Source organism: Pseudomonas sp. R-28-1W-6 (assembly GCF_009799925.1).
Lineage (GTDB): Bacteria > Pseudomonadota > Gammaproteobacteria > Pseudomonadales > Pseudomonadaceae > Aquipseudomonas.
Genome location: NZ_WELK01000007.1, coordinates 110801 through 126123, shown reverse-complemented (window position 1 = coordinate 126123; position 15323 = coordinate 110801). Strand labels below are relative to the sequence as shown.

Here is a 15323-nt window from a genome sequence, read left to right as displayed (position 1 = left end):
AGCGCGCGCGGGCCGGCTTGCTGGCAGGCGTGTGCCTTCAGAGTCTGTTTACGATCTTTTGGACTAGAGCCAGACAAGGCAAAAGCAGCCGAGGAAGCGGAGTTTACGTGCTGTAAATAAGCATTCCGAGGCTGCTTTTAACGCTGTATGGCCGACGGCCGGGAGATCGCAAACAGGCTCTTAGCCGCGCGCAGCAGCGGCGACGATCAGCTGCTTCATCTCCGCCACCGCCGCCTTGAAGCCGACGAACAGGGCATGCGCGACGATCGCATGGCCGATGTTCAGTTCGTGCACGCCGGCAATCGCCGCCACCGGTTCGGCATTGTGGTAATGCAGACCATGGCCGGCATTGACGATCAGGCCATGGGCCAGGCCGCAGGCCACTCCGTCACGGATCCGCGCCAGCTCGCGGGCCGCCTGCGCCGGGGTCTGGGCATCGGCATAGCGGCCGGTATGCAGCTCGATGGCCGGGGCACCGACACGCCGCGCCGCCTCGATCTGTTGCTCGTCGGCATCGATGAACAGCGACACTTCGCAGCCCAGCCGGCTCAGGCGCTCCACGGCCGCACGGATGCGTGCTTCCTGGCCAGCCACCTCCAGCCCCCCTTCGGTGGTCAGCTCCTGGCGGGTTTCCGGAACCAGGCAGATGTGCTCGGGACGGATGCTCTCGGCAAAGTCGAGCATGAAGTCGGTGACCCCCATCTCGAAGTTCATCCGCGTCTGCAGCACCTCCTTGAGCAGGCGCACGTCACGTTCCTGGATATGCCGGCGATCCTCGCGCAGGTGCACGGTGATGCCATCGGCACCGGCCTCCTCGGCATCCAGCGCCGCCTTGACCGGGTCGGGGTATCGGGTGCCACGGGCCTGACGCAGGGTGGCGACATGATCGATATTCACGCCGAGGAGGATGCGATTGGCTTCAGTCACGGGCAGGTTCCTTGAGATTCATGAAGAGTTCGCGGCTGACCAGTGGTCGACCGCCCAGATGGGGTGCCAGGGCCTGGCGCATCAGGCGCTTGGCCGCAGCCAGCGCGCCGGGCGACGACCAGTCGGCCTCGGCCATGGCCAGTAGATCGTCGCCGCGAAACAAGCCGGGCTGCAGCTGCACCACCGCCTCCAGACCGGCGTCCGGCAGCAGGCGGTACAGCCCGTCGGCGGCAATCGGCTGGCCGGCCAGATCGCTGTCCAGGGCAAAACCATAGCCCAGCTCGTCCAGCAGGCGCCACTCGAAGGCGCGCAACAGGGGCTCCAGCGGCGGATTCGCGGCCAGCGCCCGGAGCGTCAGGGCGTAGTGCTCGAACAAGGCGGGCAGCGGGTCTTCCGCGGGCAGCAGACGGATCAGCAGTTCGTTGAGGTACAGGCCGCTGAACAGTGCGGCGCCAGCGAGCAGATTGGGGATGCCTGCGGCTTCCAGGCGGGCGACGTTCTTCAGCTCGCCACGCCCACGGAACTCCGCCTCCAGCGGCACGAAGGGGCGCGCCAGGGTGCCGGCCTTGCCCCGCGCACCGCGCAAGACCGCGCGAAAACGACCTTGCGGAGTCAGGATGTCGAGCAGCGCACTGCTCTCGCGGTAGGCACGGCTGTGCAGGACGTAGGCCGGATACGCACTGGCCTGCATGGCTTAGATGTCGTTGTAGCCCAGCGAACGCAGGGCCCGCTCGTCATCGGACCAGCCACCCTTGACCTTGACCCAGAGGTTGAGCATGACCTTGGAGTCGAACAGCACCTCCATGTCCTTGCGCGCTTCCTGGCCGATGCGTTTGATGCGCTCGCCCTTGTCGCCGATGATGATCTTCTTCTGCCCGTCGCGCTCGACCAGAATCAGCGCATGGATATGCAGAATGCGCCCTTCCTGCTTGAACTCCTCGATCTCCACGGTGATCTGGTACGGCAGCTCGGCGCCGAGCTGGCGCATGATCTTCTCGCGCACCAGCTCGGCGGCGAGGAAGCGGCTGGAGCGGTCGGTGATCTGGTCTTCCGGGAAGAAATGCTCGCCCTCCGGCAGGAAGTCAGCCACCAGTTTTTCCAGGGCATCGAGGTTGTGCCCCTGCTGCGCGGAAATCGGCACGATCTCGGCCTTCGGCAGCTGCTGCTGCAGCCACTCCAGGTGCGGCATCAGCTCGACCTTGTCTTCAATGCGATCGGTCTTGTTGATCGCCAGGATCACCGGCCCCTGCACGTACTGGATGCGTTCGAGAACCATCTGATCCTCGTCGGTCCAGCGGGTACGATCGACCACGAAGATCACCACGTCGACGTCCTTCAACGCCGCCGAGGCCGTCTTGTTCATGTAGCGGTTCAGCGCCTTGTCGCTGTTCTTGTGCAGGCCGGGGGTATCGACATAGATCGCCTGAACTTCGCCCTCGGTCTTGATCCCGAGCATGTTGTGCCGGGTGGTCTGCGGCTTGCGCGAAGTGATCGCCAGCTTCTGCCCGAGGATGTGGTTGAGCAGGGTCGATTTGCCCACGTTGGGGCGGCCGACGATGGCGACATAGCCACAGCGGGGTACGGGTGCATCAGTCATTGCCATTCTCCACGCCCAGCGCCACGAGGGCGGCGGCGGCGGCGACCTGCTCGGCAATGCGCCGACTGGCGCCCTGCCCCTGGGTATTTTCATTCAACAGGGCCACCTCGCACTGCACGAAGAAGGTTCGGCAATGCGGCTCGCCCTGAATATCCACCACGTCATAGCGCGGCAGGTCGGTACCGCGCGACTGCAGAAACTCCTGCAGACGGGTTTTCGGGTCCTTGTTGGTGTCGACCAGGGTCAGGCTTTCCAGCTCGTTGCTGAGCCAGGCCAGCACACGCTGGCGCGCCATGTCCATGCCGGCGTCCAGGTAGATGCCACCGATCAGCGCCTCGAGGGCATCGGCCAGAATCGATTCGCGGCGAAAGCCGCCACTCTTCAGCTCGCCGGAGCCCAGGCGCAGGTACTCACCCAGATCGAAGCCACGCGCCAGCACTGCCAGTGTCTCGCCTTTGACCAGACGTGCGCGCAAACGCGACAACTGGCCTTCGCGAGCCTGGGGGAAGCGCTCGAACAGCGCCTCGCCAGCGACGAAGTTGAGGATGGCATCGCCGAGGAACTCCAGGCGCTCATTGTTGCGCCCGGCGAAGCTGCGGTGGGTAAGGGCCAGGATCAGCAGATCCTGGTTCTGGAAGGTATAACCGAGCTGACGCTCAAGACGGGCTAGAGAGGCACTCACGGCATGCGTACGCGAAATTCTTTGTCGAACCGAGCTACTAGGTCGAGATTTTCAATCAAGGGTTCACGCTTCTCATATTTGACGTGAACCAAAAACTCACCATTTTCGACGGTGATCTTGATCGACTCTTTCAAGTTCAAATCCCGGATATTGTTAACCATCATTCCACTGCTCAACTTGCTGTAGAAGTCGGAGACCGAACGAATTTCCTGACTGGGCTCTGTTTCCACTGAAGCGATCATTTTCTCCAGGGACATGTAATCCATGTAATGCGGCAGCATCTTGAAAGTCATGCTGGCGAAGAACGCCACCACAGCCAGCACCACCAGCCAGCTCAGCATCGACAAGCCTTTTTGCGAATGCGCAAACTTCATGACCACCCCCTCTTATCCTTTTTTATCGTGATGCCCGCAGGCCCAGAGCATAACTCTATATAAGCTGGCGCAAACCCATTGCACAATGCGCCACACACATGCCGGTTGATCAGTGGATCAGCCCCACCCGGGAAAAATTCGGCAGGCTGCGCAACTTCGGATCCGGCCAGCTCATCCACACGGCGAAGGCCTTGCCGACAATATTACGATCCGGAACCATGCCCAGCAGCTCCTGGGGAATACGCTTGTCGTTCCAGTAGCGGCTGTCATTGGAGTTGTCGCGGTTGTCGCCCATCATGAAGTAGTGCCCTTGGGGCACCACCCATTCGTCACCCGGCACGTGCAGGTTGCGGCGCAGCTCCTTGCGAATCTGGTGCTCCACCTCGCCCAGCTTCTCCCGATACAGCGCGGCACTGCCCAGGCTGCCCGGTTCCTCGCCGAGAAAGGTCTCGGCAACCGGCTGGCCATTGACCAGCAGGCGCTTGGCCGTGGTGTAGCTGATCCGGTCGCCGGGCAAACCAACCACGCGCTTGATGTAGTTGATGTTCGGCTCGCTCGGGTAGCGGAACACCATCACGTCGCCACGCTGCGGATCACCCACCTCGATGACCTTGGTATCGACAACCGGCAGGCGGATGCCGTAGGCAAACTTGTTGACCAGGATGAAATCGCCGATATCCAGAGTCGGCTTCATCGAGCCGGACGGAATCTGGAACGGCTCCAGCAGGAAGGAACGCAGCACCAGCACGATGGCCAATACCGGGAAGAACGACTTGCCGTATTCGACCAGCAACGGCTCGCGATTCAGGCTTTGCAGCACCTGCGCGTCCACCTTGTCGACCTGTCCCTCGTAAGTGGCAATCGCCGACCGCCGGCGCGGGGCCAGCAGGAGCAGATCGAGCAAGGCCAGGGCACCGCAAACCGCAACGGCAATCACCAGAATCAGAGGGAAATTGAACGACATGGCTATCAGCTATCCACTTTGAGCACGGCAAGGAAGGCTTCCTGGGGAATCTCCACGCTGCCGACCTGCTTCATGCGTTTCTTACCGGCCTTCTGCTTCTCCAGCAGTTTTTTCTTACGGCTCACGTCACCACCGTAGCATTTGGCCAGCACGTTCTTGCGCAGCGCCTTGACGGTTGTCCGCGCAACGATCTGGCCACCGATGGCGGCCTGGATGGCTACGTCGAACATCTGCCGAGGAATCAGCTCTTTCATCTTCTCGGTCAGCGCACGGCCTTTGTAGTGGGCCTTATCGCGATGCACGATAAGCGCCAGGGCATCGACCTTCTCGCCATTGATCAGCACATCCAGCTTGACCAGATTGGCGCTCTCGAAACGATCGAAACTGTAGTCCAGCGAGGCGTAACCGCGGCTGACCGACTTCAGGCGATCGAAGAAGTCCAGCACCACCTCGTTCATCGGCAAGTCATAGCAGACCTGCACCTGGCTGCTGAGGAACTGCATGTCACGCTGCACGCCGCGCTTCTCGATGCACAGAGTGATGACGTTGCCCAGGTGCTCCTGCGGCACCAGGATGGTGGCCCGCACGATGGGCTCGCGCATATCCTCGACCGACGCCAGATCCGGCAGTTTCGACGGGTTATCGACGTAGATCGTCTCGCCGTTCTTCATCACCACTTCGAAAACCACGGTCGGCGCGGTGGTGATCAGGTCCAGGTCGTATTCGCGCTCCAGGCGCTCCTGGATGATCTCCATGTGCAGCATGCCGAGGAAGCCGATGCGGAAACCGAAGCCCAGGGCCTCGGAGCTTTCCGGCTCGTACTGCAGCGCCGCGTCGTTCAGCGTCAGCTTCTGCAGCGCTTCGCGGAAGTCTTCGAAATCGTCCGAGCTGACCGGGAACAGGCCGGCGTAGACCTGCGGCTTGACCCGCTTGAAGCCCGGCAGCATGTCGACATCGGGAGTGCTCGACAGGGTCAGGGTGTCACCCACCGGTGCACCGTGAATGTCCTTGATGCCGGCGATGATGAAGCCCACCTCGCCCGCCTTGAGATCCTCGGTAGCCGTGTGCTTGGGCGTGAACACGCCGACGCTGTCGACCTGATGGACCTTGCCGGTGGACTTGACCAGCACCTTGTCGCCCTTCTTGATGCGGCCGTGGCGCACGCGCACCAGCGAGACCACACCCAGGTAGTTGTCGAACCAGGAGTCGATGATCAGCGCCTGCAGCGGCGCCTCGATATCGCCGGTCGGCGGCGGAATCACCGCGACCAGGCGCTCCAGCACCTCATCCACGCCCATGCCGCTCTTGGCACTGCAGGCCACGGCGTCGGTGGCATCGATGCCGATGATGTGTTCGATCTCTTCCTTGACCTTGTCCGGATCGGCCTGCGGCAGGTCCATCTTGTTCAGCACCGGCATGACTTCGAGGCCCTGCTCGATGGCCGTGTAGCAGTTGGCAACCGACTGGGCTTCCACCCCCTGACCGGCATCCACCACCAGCAGCGCGCCTTCGCAGGCCGCCAGCGAGCGGCTGACTTCGTAGGTGAAGTCGACGTGCCCGGGGGTATCGATGAAGTTGAGTTGGTAGGTCTTACCGTCCCGCGCCTTGTAGTGCAGGGTCACGCTGTGCGCCTTGATGGTGATGCCGCGCTCGCGCTCCAGATCCATGGAATCCAGCACCTGGGCTTCCATTTCGCGCTCGGACAGGCCACCACACATCTGAATGAAGCGGTCGGCCAGGGTCGACTTGCCATGGTCGATGTGGGCGATGATGGAAAAATTGCGGATATGACTCAGGTCACTCACGGATCAACACTCGAAAAAGCCGCAGGCAGGCTGCCCGCCGAAAATAGCCGAGCATTCTACCCGACTGCCAGCCATGGCGTCACGCCTGGGCAGTAGGCGGCGCGCACAAAAAAGGGCGGTAGAAACCGCCCTCCTGGTGAGGCAAGCCGCGCTACTCGGCCAGTTTGAAGGTAATGAAACTGGCGCGTCCCTGGCGCAGCACACGCATGGACACCGAACGATTGACCGGCAGCGCCTTGGCGACCTGGGCGAAGGTCTTGGCCGAGTCGATGGCCTGATTGTTCAGATGGGTGATCACGTCACCGGGACGCAGACCGATCAGTGCCGCCGGACCATTCTGCACCTCCTTGATCACCACGCCACCACGCAGATCGAGCGCCTTCTTCTGCTCATCGGTCAGCTCGACCACGGAAACCCCGAGGCGATTGCTGCTGCGCTCGACACCGGCCTCGGCATTGATCGCCACCTCGTCACCCTCTTCCGGCAGCGCCCCGACACTCATCGACAGGCGCTTGCGCTCGCCCTCGCGCACCACATCCAGCTCGATCGTGCTGCCAGGCTTGAGACCACCGACCAGGTGCGGCAGGTCGGCAGACATGATGATCGGCTGATCGTTCATACCGAGGATGACATCGCCCACCTGCAGCCCACCCTTGGCGGCCGGCCCACCTTCCAACACCTGGGCCACCAGCGCCCCGGCCGGTTTATCCAGCCCGAAGGACTCCGCCAGGTCCTTGTTCACTTCCTGGATCACCACCCCCAACCAGCCACGACTGACCTTGCCTTCCGTCTTCAGCTGATCGGCCACGGCCAGCGCCACGTCGATCGGGATCGCGAAGGAGAGCCCCATGAAACCACCGGAGCGGGTGAATATCTGCGAGTTGATGCCCACCACCTCGCCATCCAGGTTGAACAGCGGGCCACCCGAGTTGCCCGGATTGATCGCCACGTCGGTCTGGATGAACGGCACATAGTTCTCGTTCGGCAGGCTGCGCCCCTTGGCGCTGACGATGCCTGCAGTGACGGAGTGGTCAAAACCGAAGGGCGAGCCGATGGCCAGCACCCAGGCCCCGACCTTCAGGTCGTCGGATTTGCCCAGTTTGACGGTCGGCAGCCCCTTGCCCTCGACCTTGAGCAGCGCCACGTCGGTACGCGGGTCGGCCCCGACCAGCTTGGCCTCCAGCTCGCTGCGGTCGGACAAACGCACGATGATCTCGTCGGCGTCGGCCACTACATGGTTATTGGTCAGCACATAGCCATCGCCCGAGATGATGAAGCCGGAGCCCAGCGATTGCGCCTCGCGCTGGCGACCGTTCGGATTGCGCGGCACCTGCGGCAGATTGCGCTCGAAGAACTGGCGAAACTCCGGCGGCAGGCCTTCCAGATCGGGCATCTGCCCCTGGATCGCGGCATTGCGCTGCGGCACGTTCTGCCGCGTGCTGATGTTGACCACGGCCGGCGAGGCCGACTCGACCAACTCGGTGAACTCTGGCAATTGCGCCTGCGCCACAGCCACCTGCCCCAGCAACAGCAGGGCAAACAGACCGGACACGGAGGATTTCAGGCTAAGCATCGACGACAGCTCCCATCCACAGAAATGAGTATTCAGCACGCACTGACCAGCATGGCACGCAGCACTACCGGCTGCAGCGCCGGGTCGGCCGCCGTTTGACGACTGCGCCAACGCACCACGAGCCAGCCCGCGAACAACCCGGCCAGGCCCAGCAGGATCACCAGTGGTTCGGCCAAGCCCAACGCCTGCGCCAGCAGGGCGGCGGCAAACAGGCATACCAGCGGCAGCAGATAGACCAGCAGGGCGCCACGCACCAGCAGATCCTCGCGCACACCGATCACCACGGCATCACCCACCTGCACCTGCAGATCGCAGAGGGCGCGCACCAGGCCCCGGCTACGACCAACGCCCAGCTTGTCCATCAGGCCCTGGCCACAACCGGCATTGGCCGAGCAACTGGAGCAGGTGCTCTTGCGCAAGGTCTCGACCCAGACAGCCCCCGACTCGAGCGCCACGACACGCCCGCGCTCCTCGATCATTGCGCCACCGCCCCCGTCGTAGGGGGTTGCAGCGCCTGCATGGACAGGGCCACCCGCTCGGCGGTACCCAGCGGGATCTCGCCAACCACCGTCACCATCACATCGCCATCCGCCGTCGCCATGCGCCGGGACACCACGGCAGTCGGCCCCAACTGGCTGCGCGCATCCTCCACTGCAGCACCACGCAACGGCTCGAGAAAGACCGAGAAGCGCGCCAGACCATCGTCATACATCAGGCAAGCCACCGGCTCCGCAGAGGCCGGGCTGCGGCGCCGCAGAGCCTGCTGCAACTCGAACCCCGGCGGCAGCCAGGCCGCCCGCCAGGCCTGCGCGGAAAGCTCGTCGGCCTTGCCGAAACTCACCGCCTTGCAGGCCGCACTGGGCTGCAGCTGCTCGTCGGCCACCGAGCCGACGGTATCCAGCTCGATGAACTGGAAGCGCTCGAGCAGCTGACCCTTCTCGCTCAGCAGCAACGACCTGAGCGGTACGGCCGTTTCTTCATCCAGATGCAGTTCGACCGCATAGCGGTGCTGATCGCGCGGCTTCAGCGCCAGCACCACGGCGGCGCGCCCAGCCACCCGCGAGCGCCCCAGCACACGCAACTCATAACGCTTGGCCAGCTGCTCCGGAGCCAGCGCGCGAGCCGGCCACTGTACCTCGCTGAGCTGGTCGGTCAGGGCACCACTCACGCACTGCGGACGGCCGTCGACGCGCAGCACCTCCTGCGCCGGGCCGTCGAGCTGCAGCAGGCGCTCGCGCACCCCGCCACCCGCCTCGGCCCGATGCCAGATGGCATGGGTGGAAAAGCTGCCGTTGCGCTCGTAAACGAAGGTACCGTGAAAGCTTTGCTCTTCAGCCTTGGCCAAACGGCCCAGCCAGTCCTGGGCATCGGCAGCCTGGACCGGCAACGCCAGCCAGCTGCCGAACAACAGGAGAAACGGGAAGGCGCGCATGGTCCTCCTCAGCGGTTTTCCAGGCTGGCGGCACGCGCATACGGCAGAGCCGAATCAGCGCCATTGGCGGCCGCCTGCTGCGCATGCTGGCGCAGGTAGGCGGGCAGACGCTGCTCATGCCAGCCGGAAACCGGCTGCTGCGCCTTCGGCACACCCTGCACCAGCGGCTCGCTGCTCGTCGTATAGCCCGCCAACACTGCCGGGCCCTGGGCTTGCGGCATCGCCAGAGCGGGCTGCACACCCTGTTGGGCCAGCTGCGCGCCACCCAGCTCGTCCTGATTGTAGAAACGTACGCCCGCCAGCACGGCAACCGTCACCGATGCGGCAACCGCCAGGCGCCCCAGGCCGCGCCACGGGGCGCGGGAGACCTTGGCCGGCTGCGCCTCGTCGGCCAGGGCGACGGAGACGGCGGCGGCGATATCCAGGCGCGGCTCGCGCAACTCCTTGTGCATCACCGCACGGGCGACCTGATAACGCGCCCAGGTGGCGCGCAGCTCGGGCTCGTCGCTGGCGCTCAGCACCCGGCGCAGTTCCAGTTCATCCGCTTCGTTATCCATCACCGCGGACAGCGATTCCTGCAGGGCTTCACGACTCATGGCGGTTCCTCTCTCGGCTGTCGCCGCTGTCTCAGGCTTCCTGCAACAGGGGTTGCAGGGACTTATCGATGGCCTCGCGCGCCCGGAAAATCCGCGAGCGCACGGTGCCCACCGGACATTGCATGACATTGGCAATGTCCTCGTAACTCAACCCATCAAACTCACGCAGAGTCAGTGCCGTGCGCAAATCCTCGGGCAACTGCTGGATGGTGCGATGCACGGTGGCTTCGACCTCGTCACGCAGCAACAGCCGCTCCGGCGATTCGATGTCCTTGAGTGCATGATCCCCCTCATAGAACTCCGCATCCTCGGCACTCACATCACTGTCCGGCGGCCGGCGACCGCGCGAAACCAGGTAATTCTTCGCCGTATTGATGGCGATCCGGTACAGCCAGGTATAAAACGCACTGTCGCCGCGAAAATTGCCGAGCGCACGATAGGCCTTGATAAAGGCCTCCTGCGCGACATCCTGGGCCTCGTGGCTGTCGTGCACGAAGCGCACGACCAGCCCCAGAATCTTGTGCTGGTACTTGAGCACCAGCAGATCGAAAGCCCGTTTGTCGCCGCGCTGCACCCGCTCGACCAGTTGCTGATCGTCTTCCTGGGTTAGCATGAATACTCCTCGTGGGGTTCGAAGGAGTTCTGCGTCTGCCAGCAAGTCGTTCTGCCAAGATAGACTCGGACGTTGCGCAAAAGTTCTCCCCCTCCGAACAGGCTTCCTGCAGCGCCCGAGACGCTTGCACGAAACAACGCAACAGAGCCTGCGGCCCTGCTGCCGGATAATCTTTTTACCTGATCGACGCCGCCCTGCTGGCAGGATCGATCGGCACCTATGGTGACGGGTGACAGTCTATGGAACCTGAACGTATAAAGAAGTTCCCGATCATTTTAGTCTGTCATAAGGCCGCTATTGTGCCGGCCACCCCCTCTATATACTAGGCGGCGCCCTTTCGCGGAATCAGCAGTAGATGAGCCAACACCATCAGCACGACGTACTCATCATTGGCAGCGGTGCAGCCGGCCTGACCCTGGCCCTGACCTTGCCGCAGCACCTGCGCATCGCCGTGCTGAGCAAGGGCGAGCTGGCCAATGGCTCGACCTATTGGGCCCAGGGCGGGGTTGCCGCCGTACTGGATGACACCGACACGGTCGAGTCCCATGTCGCCGACACCCTCAACGCCGGTGGCGGCCTGTGCCGCGAAGATGCCGTGCGCTTCACCGTCGAGCATAGCCGGGAGGCCATCCAGTGGCTGATCGCGCAAGGCGTACCCTTCACCCGCGGCGATGAACACGAGCGCGAGGATGGCGGCTTCGAATTCCACCTGACCCGCGAGGGCGGCCACAGCCATCGGCGCATCATCCACGCCGCCGACGCCACCGGCGCCGCCATCTTCAACACCCTGCTGCAGCAGGCGCGCCAGCGCCCCAACATCGAGCTGTTGGAGCAGCGTGTGGCGGTCGACCTGATCACCGAGCGCAAGCTCGGCCGCCCCGGCCAGCGCTGCCTCGGCGCCTACGTACTGAACCGCCAGAGCGGCGAAGTCGACACCTGCCACGCGCGTTTCGTCATCCTCGCCACCGGCGGCGCGGCCAAGGTCTACCTGTACACCAGCAATGCCGACGGCGCCTGCGGCGATGGCATCGCCATGGCCTGGCGCGCCGGCTGCCGGGTCGGCAACCTGGAGTTCAACCAGTTCCATCCGACCTGCCTGTATCACCCCCAGGCCAAGAACTTCCTGATCACCGAGGCCCTGCGCGGCGAGGGCGCCCTGCTCAAGCTGCCCAATGGCGAGCGCTTCATGCCGCGCTTCGACCCGCGCGAAGAGCTGGCCCCGCGCGACATCGTCGCCCGCGCCATCGACCATGAGATGAAGCGCCTAGGGATAGACTGCGTCTACCTGGACATCAGCCACAAGCCCGCCGAGTTCATCAAGGCGCACTTCCCCACCGTGTACGAGCGCTGCCTGCAGTTCGGCATCGACATCACCCGCCAGCCCATCCCGGTGGTGCCGGCGGCGCACTACACCTGCGGCGGCGTGCTGATCGACAGCAGCGGGCGCACCGACGTACCCGGCCTGTATGCGATCGGCGAAACCAGCTTCACCGGCCTGCATGGCGCCAACCGCCTGGCCAGCAACTCGCTGCTGGAATGCTTCGTCTACGCCCGCTCGGCCGCCGCCGACATAGTCGCCCAACTGGACCAGGTGGAGATGCCGAGCGAGCTGCCGACCTGGGACGCCAGCCAGGTGACCGACTCGGACGAGGACGTGATCATCGCGCACAACTGGGACGAACTGCGGCGCTTCATGTGGGACTACGTGGGCATCGTGCGCACCAACAAGCGCCTGCAGCGCGCCCAGCACCGCGTGCGCCTGCTGCTCAGCGAGATCGACGAGTTCTACAGCAACTACAAGGTCAGCCGCGACCTGATCGAGCTGCGCAACCTGGCCCTGGTCGCCGAGCTGATGATCCGTTCGGCCATGCTGCGTCATGAGAGCCGCGGCCTGCACTACACCCTGGATTACCCGGAACAGTTGCCGCAAGCCAAGGACACTATTCTGCTGCCGCCCATCTACGGCGACTGAACTTCAGGCGTACCCGCAGACGTCGGTGCTGCTCCCGCGACAAGGCATCGCGCGGGATGCACAACCCGCGCACGCGCCGCTCGCCAGCCAAGCGAAAGCGCAGTACCACCAGCAGCGGCAAGGCCAGGCTGTCCGGGCGCAACTGCACCGCCTGCCAGCCATTGGCCCGGCTGTACAGCTGCCAGCCATCCTCATCCAAGCGCAACCCGCTGAAGGCGCACGGGTGACCGAGCAGCACCTGACGCGGCAACACCCAGACGGCCTGCGCCAGGCAACACAGCACGCCCAGGGTCAGCGCCCAGGCCGGAATGGCGACGAGACACAAGGTGAGCAGCGCCAGGAACAGCGCCAGCAGATAGCTCGCCAGCAGCAGGCGCGAGGCCTGCCAGTGGCATTCGAAGCCGTTACTTGGGTTGGACACGATCCAGGATCATGCGCACCATGCGCTTGAGGTCGGCATCCTCCGGCTCTTCGCGCTGCATGAACCAGCCGAACATGTCCTGATCCTCGCATTCCAGCAGTTTGCGATAGCGCGCCTGATCCTCGGCATCCAGGGTCGCGTACACCTCCTTGACGAAGGGCACCAGCAGCACATCCAGCTCCAGCATGCCGCGACGGCTGTGCCAGAAGAGTCGATTCAGTTCGGTAGCGTCGGCCATACAGCGGCTCCTGTGGGAAGGTGCGCAGTATAGCGAGCGGCGGCGCACTCGGCACCCGCTGACAAGCGCGCGGGTCGGCTCTATGATGAGGCCCCAGTCTTCCCTACCTGCGACAGCCAATGGCCGACTCCGCTTTTTTCTGCCCCCTGAACCACGAAGCCCTGCTCGCCGTGCGCGGCGCCGACGCCAGTAAATTCCTCCAGGGCCAGGTCACCTGCAACCTCAACTACCTCGACGCGCAGACCAGCAGCCTCGGTGCCCGCTGCACGCCCAAGGGGCGCATGCTGTCGAGCTTCCGCATCCTCGGTGAAGGCGACGGCTACCTGCTGGCCATGGCCAGCGAGCTGCTCGAGGCGCAACTGGCCGAGCTGAAGAAATATGCGGTGTTCTCCAAATCGACCCTGAGCGACGAATCCGCCGCCTGGGTGCGCTACGGTCTCAGTGGCGGCGATGGCGCGCTGGTCAGCCTGGGCCTCGACCTGCCGCAAGCCGCGGATACCGTGGTGCGCCACAACGGCCTGCTGGCCCTGCGCCTGAGCGATGGCCGCGCCGAAATCTGGGCCCCCGCCGACCAGGCCGAGACCCTGCACAAGCGCCTGGCCGCGCAACTGCGCGAAGCGCCGCTCAACGACTGGCTGCTGGGCCAAGTGCGCGCCGGCATCGGCCAGGTCTTCGGCGCCACCCGCGAACAGCTGATCCCGCAGATGATCAACCTGCAGGCCTTGGGCGGCGTGAGCTTCAAGAAGGGCTGCTACACCGGCCAGGAAATCGTCGCGCGCATGCAGTATCTCGGCAAGCTCAAGCGACGTCTCTATCGTCTCAGCCTGGACACGGGCCCGCTTCCGTCCATCGGCGCCGAACTGTTCTCGCCGGTGCATGGCTCCAGCGTCGGCGAAGTGGTCCTGGCCGCGCACAACGGCAGTGGCGGCGAGCTGCTCGCCGTGCTCCAGGAAGATGCCGCCCAGGACGGCCGCATCCGCCTCGACAGCCTCGAAGGCCCGCCACTGCAGGTACTCAGCCTGCCCTACGAACTGGACGGCGACCGCGAGATCCAGCGCTGATTAGAAAACGGATGCATAAGCCGGGGCAAACAAGGTACAACCCGGCGTAACCCTGACCCATGAGCCGACCGCACTACACTGAAGCGGTCGCGTGATCCGAGAGCAGAGATGAGCAAGCTTGCCGAAAAAGTCCAACAGGAACTGATCCAGGCCATCGAAAACGATGAGCTGGTGCTGCCGACCCTACCCGAGGTAGCGCTGAAGGTTCGCGAGGCCGCCGAAGACCCGAACATCAGCATCCCGGCCCTGAGCAAGGTGATCGGCAACGATGCCGCGCTGACCGCGCGCATCATCAAGGTGGTCAACAGCCCGCTGCTGCGCACCAGCAAGGAAATCACCGACCTGCAGATGGCCGTAAGCCGCCTCGGCATCAACTACACCTGCAACCTGGCCACCGGCCTGGCCATGGAACAGATGTTCCAGGCCACCAGCGACGTGGTCGACCGCAAGATGCGTGAAGTGTGGAACAAAAGCACGGAAATCGCCGGCATCTGCCACGTTCTGTGCAAACACTACACCCGCCTGATGCCCGACCAGGCGACCCTCGCCGGCCTGGTGCACCAGATCGGCATCCTACCGATCCTGACCTACGCCGAAGAGCACAACGAGCTGCTGGCCGACTCCATCAGCCTCAACCACGTGATCGAGAAGATCCACCCGATCATCGGCGACAAGATCCTGCGTTCCTGGGAATTCCCCGAGCCGATCGCCATGGTGCCGGGCCAGCACCTGGACTTCACCCGCAACTCGGCCAAGGTCGACTACGTCGACATCGTCCAGGTCGCCACCCTGCAGAGCTACCTGGGCAGCGAGCATCCCTACACCCAGCTGGACTGGAGCAAGATCCCCGCCTTCGCCAAGCTCGGCCTCGACCCGAACGTCGACATGCAGGCCGACGAAGACCTCTCCGCGGCCATGGAAGCCGCCACCAGCATGCTGCAGTAATCGCAGCAGACGTATTCGCCATCTGCTTCTACGCTATGAACTAGCTCCGCCGCTGCCAGCAGCGGCGGAGCGGCGGTCGCAAGCCGCCGAGGTCCAATGGAATGACCTTGCCCCGTTCAATCT

17 protein-coding genes are annotated in these 15323 nt (G+C 64.0%); 3 read left to right on the top strand and 14 right to left on the bottom strand.

Annotation, left to right across the window (positions count from 1 at the left end):
- Window positions 1-180 precede the first annotated feature (180 nt).
- The 12 genes from pdxJ to rpoE form a co-directional block, all read right to left on the bottom strand.
- A complete protein-coding gene (gene pdxJ / locus F3I62_RS14355; protein ID WP_160490320.1) occupies window positions 181-927 on the bottom strand; it encodes a pyridoxine 5'-phosphate synthase in 747 nt (248 codons plus the stop codon).
- Window positions 920-1618, bottom strand: a complete 699-nt coding sequence (recO, locus tag F3I62_RS14350) for a DNA repair protein RecO (RefSeq protein WP_160490319.1) — start codon at window positions 1616-1618, stop codon at window positions 920-922. The genes pdxJ and recO overlap by 8 nt, the downstream gene beginning before the upstream one ends.
- Before the next feature lie 3 nt (window positions 1619-1621).
- Window positions 1622-2524: a GTPase Era gene (gene era / locus F3I62_RS14345; RefSeq protein ID WP_160490318.1), complete on the bottom strand. Its 903-nt coding sequence runs from the start codon at window positions 2522-2524 to the stop codon at window positions 1622-1624.
- Window positions 2517-3206 carry a ribonuclease III gene (gene rnc / locus F3I62_RS14340; RefSeq protein ID WP_160080957.1) on the bottom strand — a complete coding sequence of 230 codons (690 nt, stop codon included), beginning with the start codon at window positions 3204-3206 and terminating at the stop codon, window positions 2517-2519. The genes era and rnc overlap by 8 nt, the downstream gene beginning before the upstream one ends.
- Complete coding sequence (locus F3I62_RS14335) at window positions 3203-3580, bottom strand: DUF4845 domain-containing protein (protein WP_160490317.1); 378 nt, start codon at window positions 3578-3580, stop codon at window positions 3203-3205. Before F3I62_RS14335 ends, rnc begins: the two co-directional genes overlap by 4 nt.
- Window positions 3581-3689: 109 nt before the next feature.
- Window positions 3690-4544 (bottom strand): signal peptidase I, encoded by an 855-nt coding sequence (gene lepB, locus F3I62_RS14330; RefSeq protein ID WP_160490316.1) that lies wholly within the window; start codon window positions 4542-4544, stop codon window positions 3690-3692.
- A gap of 5 nt (window positions 4545-4549) precedes the next feature.
- Window positions 4550-6349, bottom strand: coding sequence for a translation elongation factor 4 (gene lepA, locus F3I62_RS14325; protein WP_160490315.1), 1800 nt, complete (start codon window positions 6347-6349; stop codon window positions 4550-4552).
- A 151-nt stretch (window positions 6350-6500) separates the two neighbouring features.
- On the bottom strand, window positions 6501-7922 hold the full coding sequence (locus F3I62_RS14320) for a DegQ family serine endoprotease (RefSeq protein WP_160490314.1): 1422 nt from the start codon (window positions 7920-7922) through the stop codon (window positions 6501-6503).
- A 32-nt stretch (window positions 7923-7954) separates the two neighbouring features.
- Window positions 7955-8401 (bottom strand): SoxR reducing system RseC family protein, encoded by a 447-nt coding sequence (locus F3I62_RS14315; protein WP_160490313.1) that lies wholly within the window; start codon window positions 8399-8401, stop codon window positions 7955-7957.
- Window positions 8398-9354: a MucB/RseB C-terminal domain-containing protein gene (locus F3I62_RS14310; protein ID WP_160490312.1), complete on the bottom strand. Its 957-nt coding sequence runs from the start codon at window positions 9352-9354 to the stop codon at window positions 8398-8400. The genes F3I62_RS14315 and F3I62_RS14310 overlap by 4 nt, the downstream gene beginning before the upstream one ends.
- Window positions 9355-9362: 8 nt before the next feature.
- Complete coding sequence (locus F3I62_RS14305) at window positions 9363-9950, bottom strand: sigma-E factor negative regulatory protein (protein WP_160490311.1); 588 nt, start codon at window positions 9948-9950, stop codon at window positions 9363-9365.
- Window positions 9951-9981: 31 nt separating this feature from the next.
- Window positions 9982-10563, bottom strand: coding sequence for an RNA polymerase sigma factor RpoE (rpoE, locus tag F3I62_RS14300; RefSeq protein ID WP_160080973.1), 582 nt, complete (start codon window positions 10561-10563; stop codon window positions 9982-9984).
- A gap of 355 nt (window positions 10564-10918) precedes the next feature.
- On the opposite strand from rpoE, the gene nadB reads away from it, so the two are divergent.
- Window positions 10919-12535, top strand: a complete 1617-nt coding sequence (gene nadB, locus F3I62_RS14295; protein WP_160490310.1) for an L-aspartate oxidase — start codon at window positions 10919-10921, stop codon at window positions 12533-12535.
- Here the strand turns inward: nadB and F3I62_RS14290 are convergent.
- Window positions 12504-12956: a protein YgfX gene (locus tag F3I62_RS14290; RefSeq protein ID WP_160490309.1), complete on the bottom strand. Its 453-nt coding sequence runs from the start codon at window positions 12954-12956 to the stop codon at window positions 12504-12506. The two genes, nadB and F3I62_RS14290, sit on opposite strands and share 32 nt — an antisense overlap.
- Window positions 12940-13194 (bottom strand): succinate dehydrogenase assembly factor 2, encoded by a 255-nt coding sequence (locus F3I62_RS14285; protein WP_160490308.1) that lies wholly within the window; start codon window positions 13192-13194, stop codon window positions 12940-12942. The genes F3I62_RS14290 and F3I62_RS14285 overlap by 17 nt, the downstream gene beginning before the upstream one ends.
- 119 nt (window positions 13195-13313) lie before the next feature.
- On the opposite strand from F3I62_RS14285, the gene F3I62_RS14280 reads away from it, so the two are divergent.
- Both F3I62_RS14280 and F3I62_RS14275 read left to right on the top strand, forming a co-directional pair.
- Window positions 13314-14255, top strand: coding sequence for a folate-binding protein YgfZ (locus F3I62_RS14280; RefSeq protein ID WP_160490307.1), 942 nt, complete (start codon window positions 13314-13316; stop codon window positions 14253-14255).
- A gap of 108 nt (window positions 14256-14363) precedes the next feature.
- Window positions 14364-15200 carry an HDOD domain-containing protein gene (locus F3I62_RS14275; protein ID WP_160490306.1) on the top strand — a complete coding sequence of 279 codons (837 nt, stop codon included), beginning with the start codon at window positions 14364-14366 and terminating at the stop codon, window positions 15198-15200.
- Window positions 15201-15323 lie beyond the last annotated feature (123 nt).

Bases quoted from the DNA above. Each gene is read 5' to 3' on its own strand.
- F3I62_RS14320 (WP_160490314.1), bottom strand. From the start codon at position 7,922: ATGCTTAGCCTGAAATCCTCCGTGTCCGGTCTGTTTGCCCTGCTGTTG.
- F3I62_RS14315 (WP_160490313.1), bottom strand. From the start codon at position 8,401: ATGATCGAGGAGCGCGGGCGTGTCGTGGCGCTCGAGTCGGGGGCTGTC.
- F3I62_RS14280 (WP_160490307.1), top strand. From the start codon at position 13,314: ATGGCCGACTCCGCTTTTTTCTGCCCCCTGAACCACGAAGCCCTGCTC.
- recO (WP_160490319.1), bottom strand. From the start codon at position 1,618: ATGCAGGCCAGTGCGTATCCGGCCTACGTCCTGCACAGCCGTGCCTAC.
- F3I62_RS14310 (WP_160490312.1), bottom strand. From the start codon at position 9,354: ATGCGCGCCTTCCCGTTTCTCCTGTTGTTCGGCAGCTGGCTGGCGTTG.
- era (WP_160490318.1), bottom strand. From the start codon at position 2,524: ATGACTGATGCACCCGTACCCCGCTGTGGCTATGTCGCCATCGTCGGC.
- F3I62_RS14335 (WP_160490317.1), bottom strand. From the start codon at position 3,580: ATGAAGTTTGCGCATTCGCAAAAAGGCTTGTCGATGCTGAGCTGGCTG.
- F3I62_RS14275 (WP_160490306.1), top strand. From the start codon at position 14,364: ATGAGCAAGCTTGCCGAAAAAGTCCAACAGGAACTGATCCAGGCCATC.
- F3I62_RS14305 (WP_160490311.1), bottom strand. From the start codon at position 9,950: ATGAGTCGTGAAGCCCTGCAGGAATCGCTGTCCGCGGTGATGGATAAC.
- lepB (WP_160490316.1), bottom strand. From the start codon at position 4,544: ATGTCGTTCAATTTCCCTCTGATTCTGGTGATTGCCGTTGCGGTTTGC.
- rpoE (WP_160080973.1), bottom strand. From the start codon at position 10,563: ATGCTAACCCAGGAAGACGATCAGCAACTGGTCGAGCGGGTGCAGCGC.
- F3I62_RS14285 (WP_160490308.1), bottom strand. From the start codon at position 13,194: ATGGCCGACGCTACCGAACTGAATCGACTCTTCTGGCACAGCCGTCGC.
- nadB (WP_160490310.1), top strand. From the start codon at position 10,919: ATGAGCCAACACCATCAGCACGACGTACTCATCATTGGCAGCGGTGCA.